The 20003-nt window shown below is 72.8% G+C and carries 21 protein-coding genes; 11 read left to right on the top strand and 10 right to left on the bottom strand.

Translation table 11 applies throughout. The annotated features are described in order from the left end of the window. The first annotated feature begins 8 nt into the window (after positions 1-8). Positions 9-734 (top strand): 16S rRNA (uracil(1498)-N(3))-methyltransferase, encoded by a 726-nt coding sequence (locus DMB42_RS11185; protein ID WP_125633381.1) that lies wholly within the window; start codon positions 9-11, stop codon positions 732-734. 10 nt (positions 735-744) lie between these two features. On the opposite strand, the gene DMB42_RS11180 is transcribed toward DMB42_RS11185, so the two are convergent. Both DMB42_RS11180 and DMB42_RS11175 read right to left on the bottom strand, forming a co-directional pair. Then, entirely contained in the window at positions 745-1389 is a 645-nt protein-coding gene (locus tag DMB42_RS11180; RefSeq protein WP_125633379.1) for a hypothetical protein, read from the bottom strand. Continuing rightward, complete coding sequence (locus DMB42_RS11175; protein ID WP_125633878.1) at positions 1386-1898, bottom strand: SigE family RNA polymerase sigma factor; 513 nt, start codon at positions 1896-1898, stop codon at positions 1386-1388. Before DMB42_RS11175 ends, DMB42_RS11180 begins: the two co-directional genes overlap by 4 nt. Before the next feature lie 279 nt (positions 1899-2177). Between DMB42_RS11175 and DMB42_RS11170 the strand changes: the two genes are divergently transcribed. The 8 genes from DMB42_RS11170 (at position 2178) to era (ending at position 8092) form a co-directional block, all read left to right on the top strand. Beyond that, complete coding sequence (locus DMB42_RS11170; RefSeq protein ID WP_125633377.1) at positions 2178-2522, top strand: histidine triad nucleotide-binding protein; 345 nt, start codon at positions 2178-2180, stop codon at positions 2520-2522. A gap of 90 nt (positions 2523-2612) precedes the next feature. Continuing rightward, positions 2613-3650: a PhoH family protein gene (locus DMB42_RS11165; protein ID WP_125633375.1), complete on the top strand. Its 1038-nt coding sequence runs from the start codon at positions 2613-2615 to the stop codon at positions 3648-3650. Continuing rightward, positions 3647-4123, top strand: a complete 477-nt coding sequence (gene ybeY / locus DMB42_RS11160; protein WP_125633373.1) for an rRNA maturation RNase YbeY — start codon at positions 3647-3649, stop codon at positions 4121-4123. The genes DMB42_RS11165 and ybeY overlap by 4 nt, the downstream gene beginning before the upstream one ends. Then, complete coding sequence (locus DMB42_RS11155; RefSeq protein WP_125633371.1) at positions 4120-5415, top strand: hemolysin family protein; 1296 nt, start codon at positions 4120-4122, stop codon at positions 5413-5415. The genes ybeY and DMB42_RS11155 overlap by 4 nt, the downstream gene beginning before the upstream one ends. Positions 5416-5723: 308 nt before the next feature. Beyond that, positions 5724-6359: a hypothetical protein gene (locus tag DMB42_RS11150; RefSeq protein WP_125633369.1), complete on the top strand. Its 636-nt coding sequence runs from the start codon at positions 5724-5726 to the stop codon at positions 6357-6359. Between the two features lie 10 nt (positions 6360-6369). After that, positions 6370-6687 carry a cytidine deaminase gene (locus DMB42_RS11145; protein WP_125633367.1) on the top strand — a complete coding sequence of 106 codons (318 nt, stop codon included), beginning with the start codon at positions 6370-6372 and terminating at the stop codon, positions 6685-6687. A 7-nt stretch (positions 6688-6694) separates the two neighbouring features. Then, on the top strand, positions 6695-7165 hold the full coding sequence (locus DMB42_RS11140; protein WP_260477640.1) for an NUDIX domain-containing protein: 471 nt from the start codon (positions 6695-6697) through the stop codon (positions 7163-7165). An 18-nt stretch (positions 7166-7183) separates the two neighbouring features. Continuing rightward, entirely contained in the window at positions 7184-8092 is a 909-nt protein-coding gene (gene era / locus DMB42_RS11135) for a GTPase Era (protein ID WP_396981829.1), read from the top strand. Between the two features lie 18 nt (positions 8093-8110). Here the strand turns inward: era and DMB42_RS11130 are convergent, their stop codons facing one another. Together DMB42_RS11130 and DMB42_RS11125 are read right to left on the bottom strand one after the other, a co-directional pair. Then, positions 8111-8584 carry a hypothetical protein gene (locus DMB42_RS11130; protein WP_125633361.1) on the bottom strand — a complete coding sequence of 158 codons (474 nt, stop codon included), beginning with the start codon at positions 8582-8584 and terminating at the stop codon, positions 8111-8113. A gap of 110 nt (positions 8585-8694) precedes the next feature. Further along, the gene (locus tag DMB42_RS11125; protein ID WP_125633359.1) at positions 8695-11262 is read right to left on the bottom strand and encodes a BTAD domain-containing putative transcriptional regulator; all 2568 of its coding nucleotides are present in this window, start codon (positions 11260-11262) and stop codon (positions 8695-8697) included. A gap of 79 nt (positions 11263-11341) precedes the next feature. On the opposite strand from DMB42_RS11125, the gene DMB42_RS11120 reads away from it, so the two are divergent. Next, the gene (locus DMB42_RS11120) at positions 11342-14758 is read left to right on the top strand and encodes a WD40 repeat domain-containing serine/threonine protein kinase (RefSeq protein ID WP_185844586.1); all 3417 of its coding nucleotides are present in this window, start codon (positions 11342-11344) and stop codon (positions 14756-14758) included. Positions 14759-14781: 23 nt separating this feature from the next. On the opposite strand, the gene DMB42_RS11115 is transcribed toward DMB42_RS11120, so the two are convergent. The 4 genes from DMB42_RS11115 to DMB42_RS11100 all read right to left on the bottom strand — a co-directional run bounded on the left by DMB42_RS11115 (position 14782) and on the right by DMB42_RS11100 (position 17096). Further along, positions 14782-15081: a hypothetical protein gene (locus DMB42_RS11115; protein ID WP_125633355.1), complete on the bottom strand. Its 300-nt coding sequence runs from the start codon at positions 15079-15081 to the stop codon at positions 14782-14784. Beyond that, a complete protein-coding gene (locus DMB42_RS11110) occupies positions 15078-15353 on the bottom strand; it encodes a DUF6461 domain-containing protein (RefSeq protein WP_125633353.1) in 276 nt (91 codons plus the stop codon). The genes DMB42_RS11115 and DMB42_RS11110 overlap by 4 nt, the downstream gene beginning before the upstream one ends. Positions 15354-15536: 183 nt before the next feature. Then, on the bottom strand, positions 15537-16106 hold the full coding sequence (locus tag DMB42_RS11105) for a hypothetical protein (RefSeq protein ID WP_125633351.1): 570 nt from the start codon (positions 16104-16106) through the stop codon (positions 15537-15539). Positions 16107-16364: 258 nt separating this feature from the next. Then, on the bottom strand, positions 16365-17096 hold the full coding sequence (locus DMB42_RS11100) for a Mut7-C RNAse domain-containing protein (protein WP_125633349.1): 732 nt from the start codon (positions 17094-17096) through the stop codon (positions 16365-16367). A 26-nt stretch (positions 17097-17122) separates the two neighbouring features. Here DMB42_RS11100 and DMB42_RS11095 point away from each other — a divergent pair, with 26 nt between their 5' ends. Continuing rightward, positions 17123-18022, top strand: a complete 900-nt coding sequence (locus DMB42_RS11095) for a TAXI family TRAP transporter solute-binding subunit (protein ID WP_260477622.1) — start codon at positions 17123-17125, stop codon at positions 18020-18022. On the opposite strand, the gene DMB42_RS11090 is transcribed toward DMB42_RS11095, so the two are convergent. After that, positions 18013-19338 (bottom strand): HAMP domain-containing sensor histidine kinase, encoded by a 1326-nt coding sequence (locus DMB42_RS11090; RefSeq protein WP_125633347.1) that lies wholly within the window; start codon positions 19336-19338, stop codon positions 18013-18015. The two genes, DMB42_RS11095 and DMB42_RS11090, sit on opposite strands and share 10 nt — an antisense overlap. Beyond that, positions 19335-20000, bottom strand: a complete 666-nt coding sequence (locus DMB42_RS11085; RefSeq protein WP_125633345.1) for a response regulator transcription factor — start codon at positions 19998-20000, stop codon at positions 19335-19337. The genes DMB42_RS11090 and DMB42_RS11085 overlap by 4 nt, the downstream gene beginning before the upstream one ends. Positions 20001-20003 lie beyond the last annotated feature (3 nt).

Raw genomic sequence — 20003 nt, 5'->3', positions numbered from 1 at the left:
GGCCGGCCGTGACCGTCCCCGTGTTCCTCGCCGAGGACCTGAACGGCTCCGAGCTGACGCTCGACGGCCCTGAGGGCCGGCACGCCGCGTCCGTACGGCGGTTGCGCGCCGGCGAGCGGGTCGATCTGACCAACGGCGCGGGCGACGTCGCCGAGTGCGTGGTGCGCGAGGTGTTCAAGGACACGCTCACGCTCGACGTGCTCGCCCGCTACACCGTCGAGCCGCCCGCGCGGCGGCTGGTCGTCGTGCAGGGGCTGCCCAAGGGCGACCGGGGCGAGCTGGCCGTCGAGATGATGACCGAGGCCGGGGTCGACGTGATCGTGCCCTGGGCGGCCTCGCGCAGCATCACGCAGTGGAAGGGCGACAAGATCGCCAAGGCGCTGGGCCGGTGGCGTTCCACGGCCCGCGAGGCGGGCAAGCAGGCACGCCGGTTCCACCTGCCCGAGGTCACCGAGCCGGCCTCCACCGCGCGGGTCGAGGGGCTGCTGGCCGACGCGGCGCTGGGGCTGGTGCTGCACGAGGAGGCCGTCGAGCCGCTGTCGCGGGTGGCGCTGCCGCCGGGCGGCGACATCGTGGTCGTCGTGGGGCCCGAGGGCGGCGTGTCGGAGGACGAACTGCGCAGGTTCGTCGCGGCCAAGGCGGTGCCCGTGCTGCTCGGGCCCACCGTGCTGCGCACCTCCACGGCGGGGGTGGCGGCGGCGGCCGTGCTGCTCGCGCGTACCGGGCGCTGGTAGGCGGCGGCCGCTAAGGCGTCGTGTGCGGCACGCCGACGAGCGGGCTGCTCAGGTCGCTCGGCCCGGTGGGCGTCTCCTCCGGCGGGCACTCGTCGACGGGGCACGTCGTCGTCGGCGTGTCCGTCACCTCCGTCGGCGTCGGCGTGGGCGTCGGGGTGACCTCCGGGCAGTCCTGGTCGGCGGCGTCCTGGTCGGCGGCGGGCTCGCCGCTCGCGCAGGGCGTCGGGGACGGCGTCGGCGACGGCGTGGGCTGCCGGGTCGACCTGGCCGACTCCGAGGGCCGGTGGGTCTCGCTGTGGCTCGGCGGCACGACCACCACGGGCGGCGGCTCGGCGCTGCGCGTGGGCGGCTTGGGTGGCGTGGACAACCTGGTCGAGGAGTTGCCGGGGGTCGTGGTCGAGTTGTCGATCAGGTTGGCGGGGGTCTCGAAGATCTGGGAGCGCAGCCCGGGAACGACCATCACGATCGTCCCCGCCACCAGCACGGCGCTGGCGGCCGCCGCGCCCGCGCGCCACCAGAACAGGTTACGGACGCCGCGCCGCTCGATGCGGGCACGGATGATCTGCAGTCCTTCCGGCGAGGGCACGACCGCGTCCGCCTCCGCACGGAGCGCACGGCGCAGGACGTCGCCGTACTCGTCGGGGGGCTGGGTCATGACATCGTCTCCAGGACGGATCGCAACGCGGCCATGCCACGGGCGGTGTGGCTCTTGACCGCGCCCTTGCTGATTCCCATGGCATGGGCGATCTCAGCCTCGGACAGATCTCCGTAATAACGCAGAACCAGTGCTTCTCTCTGTCGGGTCGGCAGGGCGCGTAACGCCTCGATGACGGCGGAGCGTTCCAGCTCGCCGATCGCGCCGTTCTCGGCGCTCGGGGCGTCCGGCAGGCCCTTGGGGGCGTACTTCTCGACGACCGCGCGGTGACGCAGCACGGAACGGGACCGGTTGACGACAGACTGACGTAGGTAGGCGAGTGCTTTGTCGGGGTCACGCAGTCTGCGCCAGGCGCCATGGATGGCGACGAACGCGTCCTGCACGACTTCCTCCGCGGTTGCTATGTCGCGCACCAGCAACACCGCGAGACGCACCAATGACCGAAAATGAGCGCTGTACAGCGCGGTCACGGCCATGTCGGCATCCCACCCGACCGGCACCGCCCCCATCGACCTGTCGGCCAGAAGGGTTTCGGTGGTCACATCAGTGGGACGCGCGGCCTTCCCAGAGGGTTTACGCTCTTCCGGTTCTGAAGGTTTCCCCGGTTCCTTAGGGTGCATTACCCAGTCGTGTCCCTCGCCAGGTGGCGTTCGCCCGACCCTGAATCATCTTTTTTGCTCTGAAGTGTCGCATACTCACCCTAACCGCGCGGATCTTCGGGCGCACGACACCACGGATTACCGATTCGCAACGGACTGCCGAACGGTCGCTCTCGATAGGGTACTGCCGTGAGCGACTGCCTCTTCTGCAAAATCGTGGCCAAGGAAATTCCGGCCGACATCGTCTACGAGAACGCCAGGGCGCTGGCGTTCCGCGACATCAACCCGCAGGCTCCGACCCACGTGCTCGTCATCCCGCGCGCCCATCACGCCGACGGGGCGGCCCTCGCCGCGGCCGACGACGGGCTCGCCGACGACGTGCTCAAGGCCGCCCACGCCGTCGCCGTCCAGGAGGGCGTGGCCGAGGGCGGATACCGCATCGTCTTCAACACCGGCGCCGGCGCCGGCCAGACCGTTTTCCACGTGCACGCCCACGTTCTCGGCGGGCGTGGCCTGACGTGGCCGCCGGGCTGATATTGACGCGAGCGATCAGCCTGGTGGCGGCTACCATGGGCGGAGAAGAACACCGAACAGACCGGGAGGCATCAGGCCGCTGGCCTGCCCATGTCCGAACTACATGAATCCCGACGCACGGCACCTCCCTCGCGCACTCAAGCCAAGGTGCTGATTCCGGACGAATACCCGATGGTCAGCCTCCTCGGCTCCCGCGACGAACTGCTTCGCGTCATCGAGGGCGCCTTCAGGGCCGACATCCACGTACGGGGCAACGAGATCACCGTCACCGGCAGCCCCGACGAGAGCGGCGCCGTGGTGCGCCTGTTCGAGGAGCTGGTCGAGGTGCTGCGCAGCGGGGGCGAGCTCACGCCCGACGCGGTCGAGCGGAGCATCGCCATGCTGCGCATGACCTCCGACCGCCCGGCCGAGGTGCTCTCGCTCGACATCCTGTCCTCGCGCGGGCGCACGATCAGGCCGAAGACCGTCAACCAGAAGCGGTACGTCGACGCAATCGACCAGCACACGGTCGTGTTCGGCATCGGGCCCGCGGGCACCGGCAAGACGTACCTGGCGATGGCCAAGGCCGTGCGGGCGCTGCAGGAGAAGCGGGTCAACCGCATCATCCTGACCAGGCCGGCGGTCGAGGCGGGCGAGCGGCTCGGCTTCCTGCCCGGGACCCTCTACGAGAAGATCGACCCCTACCTGCGGCCGCTCTACGACGCGCTGCACGACATGGTCGACCCCGACTCGATCCCGAAGCTGATGGCCGCGGGCACGATCGAGGTCGCCCCGCTGGCGTACATGCGCGGCCGTACTCTCAACGACGCCTTCATCATCCTCGACGAGGCCCAGAACTCCTCGGCCGAGCAGATGAAGATGTTCCTGACCCGGCTGGGGTTCAACTCCAAGATCGTCGTCACGGGTGACGTCACCCAGGTCGACCTGCCCTCGGGCACGGTGAGCGGGCTGCGTGTCGTCCAGGAGATCCTGGAGGGCATCCCCGACATCCACTTCGCCCGCCTGTCCAGCGCCGACGTCGTGCGCCACAAGCTGGTGAGCGAGATCGTCGACGCCTACGGGCGCTACGACGCCACCCAGGCCGCACAGGAGCCGAAGGCCATCCACCGGGGGAAACGACGCCCGTGAGCATCGAGATCAACAACGAGTCCGGTGTCGGCGTCGACGAGGAGAACCTCGTCGCGCTGGCCACCCACGTGCTCGGCGAGATGGGCATCAACCCGCTCGCCGAGCTGTCCATCGTGGTCGTCGACGAGGACGCCATGGCCGAGCTGCACGAGAAGTGGATGGGCGAGCCCGGCCCGACCGACGTGCTGGCCTTCCCGATGGACGAGCTGCGTCCCGGCGGCGGCGCCCGCGGCGACGGCGAGAGCCCGGCCGATCCGGCGCTGCTCGGCGACGTCGTGCTCTGCCCGCAGGTGGCGGCCAGGCAGGCCCAGGAGGCCGGCCACAGCGCCCAGGACGAGCTGGAGCTGCTGTGCACCCACGGCATCCTGCACCTGCTCGGCTACGACCACGCCGAGCCCGAGGAGCACAAGGAGATGTTCGGGCTGCAGGCTCAGCTTCTTGAGTCCTGGCAGGAGGTGCGCGACTCGCGGTGAACGCCTGGTTGCTGTGGGCCATCGCCCTTGTGATCATCGGTGGCCTGATCGCCAGTGCGGAGACGGCACTGACGCGCATCTCCAGGGTGCGCGCGGAGGAGTTCGTCCGCGAGGGCAGACGCGGGGCCGAGCGCCTCCAGGCCATCGTCACCGACCCGCCGCGCTACCTCAACCTGCTCCTGCTGCTGCGCCTGAGCTGTGAGCTGGTGGCGACGGTCATCGCCACGCTGCTGTTCATCGACCTCATGCACGACCAGGGCTGGGCGTACGTGGCCGCCGCGGCGGTCATGATCGTGGTCAGCTACGTCGTCGTCGGGGTCATGCCCCGTACGCTGGGCCGCCAGCACGCCGAGCCGGTCGCCCTGGCCGGGGCGCCGATCGTCTACGGCCTGACCCGTATCTTCGGCCCGCTGCCCAAGCTGCTCATCCTGCTCGGCAACGCGCTGACCCCCGGCAAGGGCTTCCGCGACGGGCCGTTCACCTCGGAGGCCGAGCTGCGCGACCTGGTCGACCTGGCCGAGGAGCGGCGGGTGATCGAGCCGGACGAGCGCGAGATGATCCACTCGGTCTTCGAGCTGGGCGACACGCTGGTCCGCGAGGTCATGGTGCCCCGTACGGACATGGTCTACATCGAGCGGGGCAAGACGATCAGCCAGGCGCTGTCGCTCGCGCTGCGCAGCGGCTTCTCCCGCATCCCGGTCGTGGGCGAGAACGAGGACGACGTCATCGGCATCGCCTACCTCAAGGACATCGCCCGCAAGATCCACGAGTCGGGGGAGGGCGGCGGCAAGGAGACGGTCGAGTCGATCATGCGATCGGCCGCGTACGTGCCGGAGAGCAAGCCCATCGACCAGCTCATGCGCGAGATGCAGGCCCGGCAGATCCACATCGCGATCGTCATCGACGAGTACGGCGGCACCGCCGGCCTCGTCACCATCGAAGACGTCCTGGAGGAGATCGTCGGCGAGATCACCGACGAGTACGACCAGGAGGCCCCGCGCGTGGAGACCATGCCCGACGGCGCCATCCGGGTGACCGCCCGCATGCCGGTCGACGAGCTGGGCGAGCTGTTCGACACCGAGATCGACGTCGACGACGTCGAGACGGTCGGCGGCCTGCTGGCCCACGCGCTCGGCCGGGTGCCGATCGCCGGGTCGCAGTCGGAGGTGGCCGGGCTGGAGCTGACGGCCGAGAGCCTGGCCGGGCGGCGCAACCGCATCAGCACCGTCGTGGTCCGCCGGGTCACGCGGCCCGAGGAGGAGACGGACCAGGCCGCGGCCGACCGCGAGTGACCGCTTTGCGGGGAGTTGCCGCAAGTGTTCTACAAGTCTCCTGCAAGTGGGTTCCGGCAGTCTCATACCTGACACCCGGTGCGGTGGGTGTCACGAGGAAGCGTCCGAACGCCGGGTGGGGTTCGCGGCGGGAGGGCGCTCCTGGGGGGACGACGGCGTTCCGGCCAGCTAGCCGGCTTGGACGTCGATCGGCGTAAAGGGTGTTCTCGTCTGGAAAACCGGACGGGGGCACCCTTTTTGCGTTTGGTGGAGACTCCGTGGAGATTGCCGCATTCGTCACCTGGGGAGGCTGCGGTCCAGGGGGAATCATGAAACCGGGGATCATCCTGTACGGGCTGCTGGCCGCGACCCTGGCGGGCTGCGCCGGCGGCGGCGCGGACAACGTCGTGGACGCCCACGCCATGGCCGAGCTCCGTGAGGTGCTCAACAGGCGGCCGAGCCTGCCGGACGGCTTCGCGCAACGGCCGGAGCAGGCGTGGCGGGTGCCGTTCGGCCGGTTGGACAAGAACTGCGGGTCCGCGCTCGACGCGGCGGCCGGGCACGCGCCGCAGGAAGGGCTCACCGGCCAGGCCGCGGTCAGCTACCAGGGGGACGGCCTGGGGGAGCGGGCCGGGCTCGTCCTCGCGCGGTACGCCGGCGACGAGGCCGAGACCAGCTTCGACGCGCTCAGCGATGGCCTCGAGTCGTGCCGGGAGATCCGGGTGGCCGGCGGCACCGACCTGCGCGCCCGCCGGCTGGACATCGGCGACGCGGGCCGGTCGGGCGACGAGGTCGTCGGTACGCGGCTGCGCGGGCGGCTGAACGGCTACCCGTACGCGCTGGACGTCGTGTTGTCGCGGACCGGTGACACGCTGGTGTCGGTCGTGCACGCGGGAATGACCGACGTGGACCGGGACCGGACGAAGAAACTGGTCGCCGCCGTGCTGTCGATGTCCACCGCCTAACCTGGTTCCCGTGACTCTCGATCCTGAAGACAGCAAGATCATCACTCTGGCGCGGGCGGCCAGGGCACGCAACGAGGCGGCGGAGGGGGCCGCCGTGCGCGACGAGACCGGGCGCACGTACTCGGCGACCAACGTCGCGTTGTCGTCGCTGAGGTTGTCGGCCGTACAGGTCGCGGCGGCGATGGCGATCTCCAGCGGCGCGCGTTCGCTGGAGGCCGTGGCGCTGGTGACGGCGGTGGCGCCGGACCCGGCCGACGAGGCGGTCGCGGCCGAGCTGGGCGTCAAGGCCCTGCTCGTGGCCGGCCCCGATGGCACGCTGAGGTCCTGACGTGGCCATGTCACCGTTCCTGGCCCGGCTGCGGGCCAAGATCGGCAACGACCTGATCATGTTGCCGTCGGTCAACGGATGCGTGTTCGACCAGGCGGGCCGGGTGCTGATGGCCAAGCACGGCGACGTCGGCCTGTGGGCCACGCCCGGCGGCGGCGTCGACCCCGGCGAGCGCCCCGAGGACGCCGTGGTCAGGGAGTTGCGCGAGGAGCTGGCCATCGAGGTCGAGGTACGCGGGCTGATCGGCGTCTTCGGCGGCCCCGAGTACCACACGGTCTACCCCAACGGCCACGAGGTCGCGTACGTGATCGCCATGTACGCCTGCACGCTCGCCTCCGGCACGCCGACCCCCGACGGCGAGGAGATCACCGACTACAAGTGGGTGGCCGAGCACGAGGTCGGCGACCTCACGACGACGGCCTGGACGCCGGGCGCGCTGCCCGACGCGTTCACCTGGTGGCGTGAACACGCCGGCTGATAAGCGACAATGCACAATGTGACTTCGCCAGACAACCATCGCGCCGGATTCGCCTGCTTCGTGGGAAGGCCGAACGTCGGCAAGTCCACGTTGATGAACGCCCTGGTCGGCGCGAAGGTGGCGATCACCTCGTCCAAGCCGCAGACGACCAGGCGGGTCATCAGGGGCATCGTGCACCGCCCCGACGCCCAGATCGTCATCGTGGACACGCCGGGCCTGCACCGGCCGCGCACCCTCCTCGGCGAGCGGCTGGACAGCCTGGTGTTGTCCACGCTCACCGAGGTCGACGTGATCGGCTTCTGCGTCCCGGCCAACGAGCCGATCGGCAAGGGCGACCGTTTCATCGCCGACAAGCTGTCGGCGGTCAAGAAGACGCCCGTGGTCGCCGTCGTGACCAAGTGCGACCTGGCGAGCAGGGAACAGATCGCCCAGCAGCTCCTCGCGGTGTCGCAGGTGGCCGAGTTCGCGGCCGTCGTGCCGGTGTCGGCGCAGTCGGGGGAGCAGCTCGACGTGCTGGGCGACGTGCTGATCGAGCACCTGCCCGAGTCGCCGCCGCTCTACGAGGGCGGGCAGCTCACCGACGAGCCCGAGCAGGTGATGGTGGGCGAGCTGATCAGGGAGGCGGCCCTGGAGGGCGTACGCGACGAGCTGCCGCACTCGATCGCCGTGGTCGTCGACGAGATGTTGCCCCGCGAGGGGCGCGACGACCTGCTCGACATCTACGCCCACATGTTCGTGGAGCGGCCCTCCCAGAAGGCCATCGTCATCGGGCACAAGGGCGAGCGGCTGCGCGACGTGGGCACCAAGGCCCGCAAGCAGATCGAGGCGCTGCTCGGCACGCGGGTCTACCTCGACCTGCGCATCAGCGTGGCCAAGGACTGGCAGCGCGATCCCAAGCAGCTTCGCCGCCTCGGCTTCTTCGACTGACCCCGCCGCTCAGGACGGTCAGCGTGGGCGGCGCGGGAGGGCCAGCACCGACAGCACGACGATCGCGATCGAGCAGGCCAGTGCGGCGAACCAGCCGAACCTGATGACCGGCTCGACCGACAACAGCCGGCCCAGGTCGATGGAGAGCCGGTCGCCGATGCGCTGGGGGTCGGAGACGAACAGCACCAGCAGCACCGTGGCCAGCGCGCCGGGGATCACGGCCATGGCCGCGACGCGCGGCCGGCCGCCGAGCAGACCCGTGACGCCGAACGCGAGCGCGGCCAGGCCGGCGAGGAGCGTGTAGAGGCCCGTGCTGACGTCGACGCCGCGCACGTCGTCGGAGACGCCGCCGCCGAGCAGGTCGCTGCGGGCCTCGACGCCGGCCCAGGGCATGATCGCGGTGAGCACCAGGAGAGCGGCCGCGACGGCGACGGCCAGCGCGGCGCCGCGGCGGGCGGACGTCGTCCGGGCGGGCTTGAGGTCATCGGCCACACGATCACTGTAAGCCGGGGCCCCGCCCCTCACCACCCGACGCGACGGAGTCGTCACCAAGCCGGACGGCCGGCGCGGCGGGGGCGCGGGGGTTGGCGGCGGACGGGACGTCAGGGGGTGGCGAGGAGGGCGCGGGCGTTGGCGGCGGCCTGGCGGTCGCCGGTCTCGTCGAAGACGTCCAGCGCGGTCCTGGCCAGCTCGCGGGCGTGTTCGGCCGCGCCCTCGGCCCGGTTGACGCGGGCCAGGGTCAGCAGGGCGTGCGCGTCGAGCAGGCGGTCGCCGAGCCGTACGGCGATGCTCCTGGCCCGTTCAGCGGCGGAGCGGGCGTCGGGTTTGGCGCCCTGAGCCAGGCGTACGGCGGCCAGGTCGAGCAGGGTGTCGGCCTGGCGGTGCCGGTCGCCCAGCTCGGTGAGATGGCCGACGGCCGCCAGCAGGTGGACGGCGGCCTCCTCCAGACGGCCCGCGCGGCGCAGCACCGCGCCGAGCACGCGCTCGGCGTCGGCGGCGTCACGCTGGTTGCCGGCCGCGTCCAGGCAGGCCAGCAGCGCCCGCTCGGCCTCCTCCAGCCGGTCGCGTTCCAGGTGCACGCGGCCCAGGCGGCGCCGGGTGTGGTTGACGTCGCGGTCGCGGCCCTGCCGCAGGAACATGCCGAGCGCCAGCCGCAGCTTCTCGTGGGCCAGGTCCCAATCGCGTTCGGCCAGGTGCAGGTCGCCCTGGTCGAGCAGGACGAGCGCCTCCCCCCGATCGTCGGCGGCCCGCCGGGCGGACTCCAGCGCCCGCTCCGAGACCGCCCGCCAGTCGTCGAGGTACCGGTGCCGCTCCAGGTACGGCCCCAGCAGGTGCGCCAGCCGCCAGCACGGCTCGTCCAGCCCCGCGGCGTGCAGGTCGGCCACCAGGCTCACCAGGAACGGCCGCTCGGCGTCCAGCCACTCGACCGACTCCCTGATGTCCCTGGTCGCCACGGCCGTGCCGGGATCGCCGGACACCAGCGAGAACCGGGACGCCTGCACCCGGGCCAGCACGATCGCCGACACCTTGGCCAGCACCCCCGGCAGCGGCTGCTCGCGGGCGAACAGCCGGGTCAGGTCGTGCATCCGGTAGCGGATCTGGCCGGCCGCGTCCACGCCGTGCGTCTCCAGCAGGCCCGCGTCCACCAGGGCCTCGGCGCCGCCGCCGAGCTGGTCGGTGAGCCAGTCGGCGAAGTCGGGGGCCGACAGCGCGCCGAGCCCGCGCAGCGTGAGCCTGGCCGGCTCGGGCAGCCCCTCGTAGCCGACGGTGAACACGCTGCGGACCGTCTGGTCGCCCGCGTGCAGCCTGTCGAGCCGTTTGTGCTCGTCCTCCAGGAGGCTCACGAGGTAGTCGACCGTCCAGTTCGGGCGGGCGGCCAGCCTGGACGCTGCGATGCGCAGCGCGATCGGCAGGCCGCCGCAGAAACGGGCCAGCCGGCGCAGCGACTCGTCCGCGGGGCGTCCCGAGCCGGCCACGAGCAGGTCCAGGGCCTCCTCCTGGCCGAGCACGCCCACCGACAGCCGGGTCGCGCCGGTCAGCCCGCCCAGGGACGAACGGCTGGTCACGACCGTCGGGCACGACGTCAGCAGCGGGCGCACCTGGGCCTCGCCGACGGCGTTGTCCAGCAGCACCAGCAGGCGGCGGTTGGCCGTGTAGGCGCGGAACAGGCGTTCGCGCTGCTCCAGCCCGGCCGGTACGGCCTGGGCCGGGCAGCCGAGCCAGCGCAGGAAGTCCTCCAGGACGGCCGAGGGGGTCGTGGTCTCGCGCAGGTCGGCGTACAGGATGCCGTCGGGGAAGGACTCGCGGGCCAGCCAGGCGGCGTGCACGGCCAGGGCCGACTTGCCCGCGCCCGCCTGGCCGTGCACCACGACCTGGCCGCCGACGACCCGGCCGAGCAGGTCGGCGCGGCCGGTGAAGCTGGGGATGTCGGGCGGCAGCAACACCGGCGGGCCCGCCGACACGTGCAGCGACACGTCGTCGTGCAGCATGCGGTGGTAGAGGAGTTGCAGCTCGGGGTCCGGCTCGATCGCGTGGCCGCCGTCGAGCTGGTCGCGCAGCACCGCGTACGCGGCCAGCGCGTCCACCCGGCGGCCGCTGCGGTAGAGGGCCAGCATGTACTGGCCGCGGAAGCGCTGCCACATCGGGTGCTGCCTGGTCAGGTGCTTCAGCTCGGCCAGCAGCTCGCGGTGGCGGCCGGTGTCCAGGTCGGCCTGGAGGCGGCGCTCCAGCGCGAGCAGGCGCAGCTCCTCCAGCTCCTCGCGCAGGCGCCGGGTCTCCTGCCAGCGCTCGCCGTCGGGGTCCACGTCCTCCAGCGCGGGGCCGCGCCCGAGCACCAGCGCCTCCTCGTACGAGCCCCGGTCCACCAGCAGCCGGAACCGGTCCACGTCGAGCTGGTCGTCGCCGATCGTCAGCACGTACGAGCCGGACACGGTCATGATCACGTCCTTGCCCAGGAGCTGGCGGAGCTGGCCCACGTACCCGCGGACGAGGGAGTCGGAGCGGTCGCCGCCCTCGCGCGGCCACAACAGCCGGCGCAGCCGCTCCACGGTCAGCGGGCGGCCCGCGTTGAGCAGGAACGTCGCCAGCAGGTCCCGGTGCTTCGGGGTCGTGGGTGTACGATCCCGGCCGCCGTCGAGGACGTGGAGCGGCCCCATGATGCGAAATTCCACGCGGCCTTCCTTTTAGGAGGAGACGTAGATCAGAATGGCACATCTGATGGCTCCCCTCACTCCGTCCGACCCTCACCGGTTGGGACGCTACTGGCTGGCCGGTCGGCTGGGGGCCGGTGGCCAGGGCGTGGTCTACGAGGCGTACGGCGAGGCCGGGGAGCGCGTCGCGGTCAAGGTGCCCAGGTTCGACAGCGCGGACTCGCGTACGCGGCTGGCCAGGGAGGCGGCGGCGGCCCAGCGGGTGGCCTCGTTCTGCACGGCCAAGGTGATCGAGGCGCAGGTGGACGAGGCGCCGCTGTACATCGTCAGCGAGTACGTCCCCGGGCGCAGCCTGCGCGAGGTGGCGGCCGGGGCGGGGGCGTACGGGCAGGGCGCGCTGCGCCGCCTGGCGATCGGGGTCGCGACCGCGCTGACGGCCATCCACCGGGCCGGGATCGTGCACCGCGACCTCAAGCCGGACAACATCATCCTGGGCCCGGACGGCCCCCGCGTGATCGACTTCGGCGTGGCCAGGGAGGCCGGGCCGACCACGAGCGGGCCGATCATGGGCACGCCCGGCTACATGGCGCCCGAGGTGCTCACCGGGCGCGCCGCCACCGGGGCGGCCGACGTGTGGGCGTGGGGGATGGTGGTGCTGTTCGCGGCGCGGGGACACGACGCGGTCGAGGCGGGCGAGCCGATGGCGGTCGTGGGCCGGGTGCTGGAGTTCGAGGCGGACCTCTCAGGGTTGCCGGAGGAACTGGCCCCGCTGGTGTCGGCGGCCACCGCCCGCGACCCGGCCGACCGGCCCGCCGCCGGGGACCTGCTGCTCCGCCTGCTGGCCGAGGGCGGCCGCCCGGACGCCGCCGACCCGCTCGCCCGTGGCGGGATCGTGGCGGGGGAGCTGAAGGGGCAGGCCGGGCCCGACCTGGGGGCGATCGCCGAGGAGCTCTACGGCGAGCTGAGCGAGGCCGAGCGGGCGGTCGTGCCCGAGGTCTTCCTGCGCCTGCTCGACGGCGACGCGCTGCGGCCCGTGGAGCGCGAGGAACTGCCGGAGGCGAAGGCGGTCGACTCGATGCTCGGCGTGTTCGCCTCGGCGGGCATCCTGGCGGCGAGCGGCGGCGCGTACGAACTGGTGGCCCCCGGCCTGGTGCGGGCGTGGCCGCGGCTGCGCGACTGGCTGGCGGGCAACCGCGAGGGGCTGCCTGTGCACCGGCGCCTGGCCGAGGCCGCCGCCGAGTGGGACGACCACGGCCGCAAGCCCACCGACCTGCTGCACGGCACCAACCTGGACCGTACGTTGCGGTGGGCCGCCACCGAGCGCAAGGACCTCACCCTGGCCAGGCGCGAGCGCGAGTTCCTGGACGCCGCAGCCGGGCAGGCCCGCCGGCGCTCCAGGCGGCGCGGCCTGGTCGCGGCCGTGCTGGCGGTGTTGCTGGTGGCCGCGCTGGGCGGGCTCGGGACGGCCGAGTACCTGCGCAGGGAGTCGGCCCGCCAGCGGGACGAGGCGCTGGCCAGGGAACTGGCCCTGCGCGCCGCCGGGCTGCGCGAGCTGGAGCCCGCGTTGTCCGGCCTGCTGTCCGTGGCGGCCTGGCGGCTGGCCCCGGCGCTGATCGAGACGTCGGGCGCGCTGTACGAGGCGGCGTCCCAGCACGTCACCGACGTGTTCGTGGCGCCGTACGTGAACACGGCGAGCGTGCAGGCGCTCAGCGCGGACGGCCGCGTCCTGGCCTCCGCGACGGACGGCACCGCCCGCCTCTGGGACGTCCCGACCGGGCGGAAGCTGCACGAGGTGACCGGTCTCGGCGCCGGCGTGCAGACCCTCGCCGTGAGCCTCGACGGCCGCCTCCTGGCCGCCCTGGACGGCAAGGGCGTGCGGCTGTGGGACACCGTCACCGGCAGGCCGCTCGGCGGCCGGTTCGCGGGCAAGGCGAGCGGGCTGGGGGCGCTGGAGTTCGACCGCACCGGCCGCCGGCTCTCGGTCCCGTACGGCGCCGAGGCCGAGCAGTGGTGGGACGTCGCCACCCGCACCCCCCTCACCGCTCCCGGCGGCGCGATCCTGAACGGCGTCAGCCCCGACGGCCACTACGGCTTCGTCGCCGAGGGCGAGGAGAGCGCCGAGGTGTGGGACCTCGGCCGCGGCCGGCCGCTGGACCTGCCGATGATGCCCGGCACCGGCACCGCCGTCGAGGCCAGGTTCAGCGACGACGGCCGCGACCTCGTGGTCGTCGAGGACGTCCCCCGCCACGACAAACCCAGGATCCACCTGTACGAGCTGCCCGCCCGCACCACCGTGTACGAGTTCGACGGCCAGAACGCGCAGGCCGCGGACGTGGTCTTCGGCGGCCGGTACGTAGCCATGTGGCGACCGGCGGACCTGCTCACCCTTCGGCCGCGCGACAGCCTGGTGCCCGCGCTGCGGCTCCCGCTGCCGGACGGCGTCACGCAGGTCCGCTTCGACCTGGCGGGCAAGGCCGTACGCCTGCTGGACGCGGTCGGCGGCGTCTCCACCGTCGACGTCTCCACGGTGTTCGACCCCCCGGTCGAGGGCGAGCTGCCCGACCTGCGGATGCGCCAGGACGGCCGGGTGCTGGCCGTCAAGCGCCGGAGCCGGCTCGAACTGCTCGACCCGGCGACCCACCGCCGCCTGGCCGGCCCGGTCGCCTGGAAGGGCGAGGGGTCGGCGATGGCGTTCAGCCGGGACGGCACGCTGCTGGCCTACGGCGACGGCGACCGCGTCCGCGTGCTCGACGTCGCCGACGGGCGGGAGAGGCAGGCGTTCGAGCTGGCCGGGAAGGGGGCGGAGCGGGCCGACGCGCTCGCCTTCAGCCCCGACGGCCGCACCCTGGCCGTGCTGCCCTCCAGGTTCGAACGGGGGTTGCCGCTGGAGCTGCGCGACCTCGCGGGCGGACGGACGAGGACCACGAAGGTGGCCGGCGTCGGGCCCATGAGCTTCGCGCCGGACGGCTCCCGGCTGCTCATGGGCGGCCCCGAGCTGCGGCTCTACGACCCGGCGGCCGGGGCCGTGTTGCCGGTGGGGGCCGAGGCGAGGCTGATCGGCGGCGCCTTCGCCTACAGCCCCGACGGCCGCCAGGTGGCCTTCTCCCATCCAGGCCGGCTCACGCTGTGGGACCGGGACCTGCGTACGCTGCTCGGGGCGTTCCCCACCGTGCCGGGCGCGGACCAGTTCGAGCTGCCCGCCTGGTCGCCCGACGGCCGCCTGATCGCCACGTACGAGAAGGGCCCCAGGATCCGCCTGTGGGACGTGGCCTCGCGGCGGCACATCGGCGTCGTGTTCGACGGGCTGGCCGAGTCGATGGGCGACAACATCTGGCTCGGCTTCTCGGCCGACGGGACGAAGCTGCGCACCCTGGACGACGCCGGCACCTTCCGTACGCACGACCTCGACCGGCGGCACGTGGCCGCGACCGTGTGCGCCCGCGCCGGGCGCGCTCTCACGGCGGCGGAGTGGCGGGCGTACCTGCCGGGGGTGGAACCGTTCGACGTGTGCCGCTAGCGCCGGATCCCCCTCGCCCGGCCCTATTTCTGCAGCTGCTCCAGCACTCCCATGAGCGCGCCCACACGACGGCCTCCCCGGTCGCCCAGCCGAAGCATGCCGACGCGCCAGATCGTATCCCTGGCCGCGGTCAGGGCGTCCTCCTCGACCGCCGCCTCCAGGACGTTCGACGCGTGGTACCGCGCGCGCCGGAGTTCCACCGTCTGAGTGGGAGCGGTGGCCTCCAGACTCTGGGCCAGCAGCTCCTGGCTGAGGAGGCGTACTTCGGCGCGGAGCTCGGCTAGAACGTCCGGGGTCGCCGGCGAGGTAGGCGAGGTGGTCACGCTTGTCCTGGCCGTCCGGGGTCGTTCCAGAACACGCTGAGCGCTCGCCCCTGCCGCGCCAACCGGGACAGAACCTCTGGACGCACGCCTTGAAAGCCATTGGGCTCGACCAGGACGGTCCAGGACCTCAGGCTTCCGGCCAATGCCGCTCCGGCCCGATCGGGAAGCGCGTCGTAGGCCGCCTGTACGGTCTGCGTGAACGTGCGCCTGCCCGACCCGTCCAGGATCTCCTCCACCAGCACGCGATAGTGCGTCAGCGCATCGGAGTGCAATTTCGTCTCCCGGCGAAGAAAGAGGAAGGGCCCGGCCCACCGTAAAGCCGGCGGCCGTCAGGAACAATCTGCTCGTCGGCCAAGCCATCGGCGGCCGGGGCCCGAGGAAAGCGGTGCTGTTCTGTGCTCGCCTGCTTACCTCGGGCCCCTTCATGGTTCGAGCCGGGTCGGGCCGGGCGGTGTTCAGCAGAAGCCGGGACTGGTTTCCCGCTGGACCTCGATGGAGGGCGCCGGCCCCTCGTACGGCGGCAGTGCGGACGCGGTCGTCAGCAGCTCGCCCGCCGTGCCGTCGACGCGCTCCAGGAAGTCGCTCCACCCGGTCGGCACGGTGAGCGCCGTGATCGAGTACCACTCCCCGGCCATCGCGGGGTCGTCGCCTTCGAGCGAGACGGGCACGTCCCACTGCCCCGAGGGGCGTACGGTGTCGACGCGGTAGAACCGGGTGAGCCTCGTGCGCGGGGTGCCGGTCGTCCGGCGTACCCCGACCAGCAGGGTCGTGCCTTCGGGGAGCGTCGCGGTGCCTCTCACCAGCGGGCAGGGCGGCGCGCTGGCTCCCGGCCCGGTGGCGGGCGCGGTGATGGCGAGCCGGGCCGGCTGACCCTCGCCCTGCGCCTGGCCGTACCTCACCACGACGCCGGGCAGGCCCACCAGCGTCGTGGCCATGCCGACGATGGCGGTCGCCCACTTCCTTCTGATGCTCCACACGTGTGGAGCGCGCCCGGCGCGGTTGCCGGACTTTCCGTTCTTGGCCATGGCGGTGTTTCCCCCGATCCTGGGCGAATTCCCCGTTCTCCATGGGCGTGCGCGCTGCGGATACGCGGAAACGCGACGTGTCCGTTATTCCGGATAAACGTCGTATTGGAGTCTTTTACTCAACGAGGTGGAGGGCTGTCGGCATGCACCCGATTTCGGGTAGAGCCGTTTCCCCTGCTCATACCCTTGGTCTTCCGGGTAATCCCAGGTGGAGGGCGTTTTTGAGATCATCTTGACGCTTGCTTCAGGCGGCGTGAATCAGGCGTTCTCAGTCCAAATGCGGGCTGACTGCACGATTTCCTCAAGGTTGTCGCTGTGCGCGCCCTGCCAATAGATCCGGCCGCAGTCGCCGCAACGGCCGTACGCGTCGTAGCTGCGCCGGGTGCCGGCCTCCAGCAGCGACTCGACCTCCTCCTTGGCCACCGGGACGAGCACGCCGTTGCACGACGTGCAGCGTGTCCAGGGAGCCAGCGGCGGCGCGAACCGTTCGAGCACGTCGCGGAGCTGCTCGGCGGGACGGGAGCCGCGGACGTACGCGCCCAGCCACAGCGCGCGGCGGCGCAGCAGGCCGCGGTCCTGGGTGAGCAGCACCCGCCGCTCCTCGTTCGCCTGGACGACCAGCGCCGGGTCGTCCATGTCGTTGTGGTACGCGGTGTCCACGCCGAGCAGCCGCAACCGCCCCGCCACCGTGCCCAGGTGCACGTCGAGCAGGAACCGCGGCCCGGCGGGCAGCGGCTGCGGCCGGGGCATCGCGTACACCTCGACCACCTCGCCCGGCGCGAGCAGGTGGGCGGGGACCACGCCGCGCCCGGCCGCCACCATCGGGCCCACCTCGGTCAGCGGGATGCCGATCGACTCGACGTGGTGGCCGAGCGTCGAGGTGCCGTCGGTGGTCACCTGCTGCCACTCCCGCCGCCGGTTCGCGGGCAGGAACATCCTCAGCTCGTCGGCGATGCGCAGGCGTGCGTCCTGTTCGGTCACGCTGTCCATTCTGCGGGACCGGATACCGTGAAATCATGCCCATATCCCGCCGGGCCTTCCTCGGGCTCGCCGCGCTCGCGGCCGGCTGCTCCACGGCGCGGCCCGCCGAGCTGCGGCTGGTCACCGGGCTGGCGGGCGGCCCGTACGGCGTGCTCGGCGACCAGCTGGCGGGCGAGCTACGGCGCGACGGGCTGACCGTGCGGGTGGTGGAGACCGCCGCCAGCGTCCAGAACCTCACCATGATGGCCGGCGGCCGGGCCGACGTCGGCTTCGTGCTGGCCGACAGCGCCGACGACGCGGTCAGGGTACGCCACCAGCCGGTCTCCGCATTGGCCCGGATGTACATGAACTACGTGCACCTGGTCGTACGCGAGGGCGCCCGGATCACCGCGGTCGCGGACCTGGCGGGGCGCGCGGTCTCGATCGGGGCCGAGGGGTCGGGCACGGCGGTGACCGCGACCCGCGTGTTGTCCGCAGCCGGGCTGCGCACCCCGCCGGAGTTGTCCAGGCTCGGGCTCGACGCCTCCATCACCGGGCTGCGCGAGGGCCGCATCGAGGCGTTCTTCTGGTCCGGGGGCGTGCCGACGCCCGCGCTGGCCGCTCTCGGCGACATCGCGCTCGTCCCCATGGAGTCGCTGGTGCCGGTGCTGCGCCGCCTCTACGGCCCGGTCTACGAGCACGCCGCCGTGCCGGCCGGCGCGTACGGGCCGGCCAGGCAGGTGCCGACCGTGGGCACGCCCAGTTACCTGATGTGCCGTACCACGTTGCCCGACGACGTGGCCTTCACCGTCACCGAGACGCTCTTCAGGGCCCGCGACCGCCTCCAGGCCCCGTCGGCCCCCGGCGGCCGCCTGGACAAGCGGTACGCCATCGGCACCGGCGTCGTCCCCCTCCACCCGGGCGCCGCCCGCTACTACCGTTCGGTCTACGGCTGAGCCATGGCCAGCTCGACCACCAGCCCGTGCGGTACGGCGGGCCGCAGCCGCAGGGTGGCCCCGCACGCCTTGGCCAGCTCGGCGGCGATGGCGAGCCCGAGACCGCTGCCCGGGACGTTCGCGTGCGCCCCCGACCGCCAGAACCGGCCCAGCGCCTCGGCCCGCTCCTCCTCGCCCAGCCCCGGCCCGTCGTCGGCGACGCGCAACACCTCGCCGTCGAGCGTGACGGTCACCGTGCCGCCCTCGGGGACGAACTTCTGGGCGTTGTCGAGGGCGATGTCGGCGATCCTGGCCGCCGCCTCCGGCACGAGCGCGGCGTCGGGGACGTCGGCCACCAGGCACACACCCTTGGCCGCGTAGACCTCCCGCCACACCGCCAGCCGCTCGCCGAGCGCGACCTCCTTGCCCGCCAGGCCCGCGCCCGCCTCGACCCTGGCCAGCGCCAGCAGGTCCTCCACCAGCAGAGCCAGCCGGTCGAGCTCGGACATCGCCTCGGCGTACTCGGCCGTGCCCTCCGCGCGCAGGTGCGGCTCCAGGTTCTCCAGGCGCAGCCCGAGCACGGTCAGCGGGGTGCGCAACTCGTGCGAGGCGTCGGCCACGAACGCCCGCTGCCGTTCCATCGCCGCCGAGACCGCGTCGGCCATCGCGTTGAAGCGTTCCTCCAGCCGCCGCAGCTCCGTCGGGCCCACCCCGGGATGCGCCCGCGCGTCGAGCTGCCCCTGCGCGATGGCCCGCGTGGTGCGGTCGAGCTCGGTCACCGGCCGCAGGATCCAGCGGGCCAGCCGCCGGGCCGCCAGCGCCGACCAGGCCAGCGCGACCAGCGCCCCGGCCGCCAGCGCGCCCCAGACCAGCGACACGTCCAGCCGGGCCTGCCCGGTCGGCGCCTCCAGCAGCACCACGCCGGACAGCTGCGCGTCGCGTCCGGCGGGCTCGGCCAGCAGCACCGTGGCCGGTCCGAACGGGCTGACCGTGGGCAGGTCCTCGGTCGTACGGCCGGACAGCGCGAGCCTGGTCGCCTCCCGGTCGTCGGCCTCGAACCGGCCCGCCGAGACCAGGATCGAGCCGTCGCGGTCGCGGACCCGTACGGCCGCGCCGTACAGGTCGGCGTAGCGGGCCACCTCGGTGATCAGGCCCGTACGGTCGTCGTCGCGGGCCGCCGCGTCGGCCAGCTCGGCGAAGCGGGTGGCGTCCGCGCGCCGGTCGAGCAGCAGGCGGTTGGTCCGGTGGGAGGCGTAGGCCAGGCCGAGCGGCACCGCCAGCGCCGCGATGAGGAAGACGATCAGCGTGGTGAACGTGACCACCAGGCGCGCGTTCACCCCGCCGGGCCCAGCCGGTAGCCGGTGCCGCGCAACGTCTCCACCAGCCCGGGACGCCCGGTCTTGGACCGCAGCCCGGCCACGTGCACGTCGAGCGACCGGGACGCCGACAGCAGCGGGTCGCCCCAGACCTCGTCGAGGATCTCCTCCCGGCTGCGCACCACGCCCGGCTCGCGGGCCAGCAGCGCCAGCACGTCGAATTCGCGCCTGGTCAGCGTCACCGGCTCACCGGCGACCGTGACCTGCCTGGCCTCCAGGTCGATGCGCACGTCGCCCACGCACACCACGTGGTCGCGCACCGGCATCGGACGGGTGCCGCGCCGCATCACGGCCTCCATACGGGCCATCAGCTCGACCGTGCGGAACGGCTTGACCAGGTAGTCGTCGGCCCCCGAACGCAGGCCGCGCAGCACCTCGCGCTCCTGCGTGCGCGCGGTGACCACGATGAGCGGCACCGCAGAGACGCGGCGCAGCCGGCGCAGCGCGTCGAGCCCGTCCATGTCGGGCAGGCCCAGGTCGAGCAGCACGAAGTCGACGCCCCCCGCCAGGCGGAGGGCGTCGACGGCGAGGCCCGCGCGGGTGACCTGATGGCCGTGCCGGGCCAGCGCCGTGGTGAGCGCGGAGGCGAGGCGGTCGTCGTCCTCGACCAGGAGAACCCGCATAGT

The sequence above is a fragment of the Nonomuraea sp. WAC 01424 genome, assembly GCF_003947315.1.
GTDB classification, from domain to species: domain Bacteria; phylum Actinomycetota; class Actinomycetes; order Streptosporangiales; family Streptosporangiaceae; genus Nonomuraea; species Nonomuraea spiralis.
Note: the sequence above shows the minus strand (reverse complement) of the source record. Positions and strands in the feature narration are given on the sequence as shown.

Coding starts and splice junctions, on each gene's coding strand:
- DMB42_RS11100 (WP_125633349.1), bottom strand. CDS start 17,096: ATGGACAGCGTGACCGAACAGGACGCACGCCTGCGCATCGCCGACGAG.
- DMB42_RS11165 (WP_125633375.1), top strand. CDS start 2,613: ATGTCCGAACTACATGAATCCCGACGCACGGCACCTCCCTCGCGCACT.
- DMB42_RS11095 (WP_260477622.1), top strand. CDS start 17,123: ATGCCCATATCCCGCCGGGCCTTCCTCGGGCTCGCCGCGCTCGCGGCC.
- DMB42_RS11140 (WP_260477640.1), top strand. CDS start 6,695: ATGTCACCGTTCCTGGCCCGGCTGCGGGCCAAGATCGGCAACGACCTG.
- DMB42_RS11150 (WP_125633369.1), top strand. CDS start 5,724: ATGAAACCGGGGATCATCCTGTACGGGCTGCTGGCCGCGACCCTGGCG.
- DMB42_RS11175 (WP_125633878.1), bottom strand. CDS start 1,898: ATGGGGGCGGTGCCGGTCGGGTGGGATGCCGACATGGCCGTGACCGCG.
- DMB42_RS11085 (WP_125633345.1), bottom strand. CDS start 20,000: ATGCGGGTTCTCCTGGTCGAGGACGACGACCGCCTCGCCTCCGCGCTC.
- DMB42_RS11180 (WP_125633379.1), bottom strand. CDS start 1,389: ATGACCCAGCCCCCCGACGAGTACGGCGACGTCCTGCGCCGTGCGCTC.
- DMB42_RS11105 (WP_125633351.1), bottom strand. CDS start 16,106: ATGGCCAAGAACGGAAAGTCCGGCAACCGCGCCGGGCGCGCTCCACAC.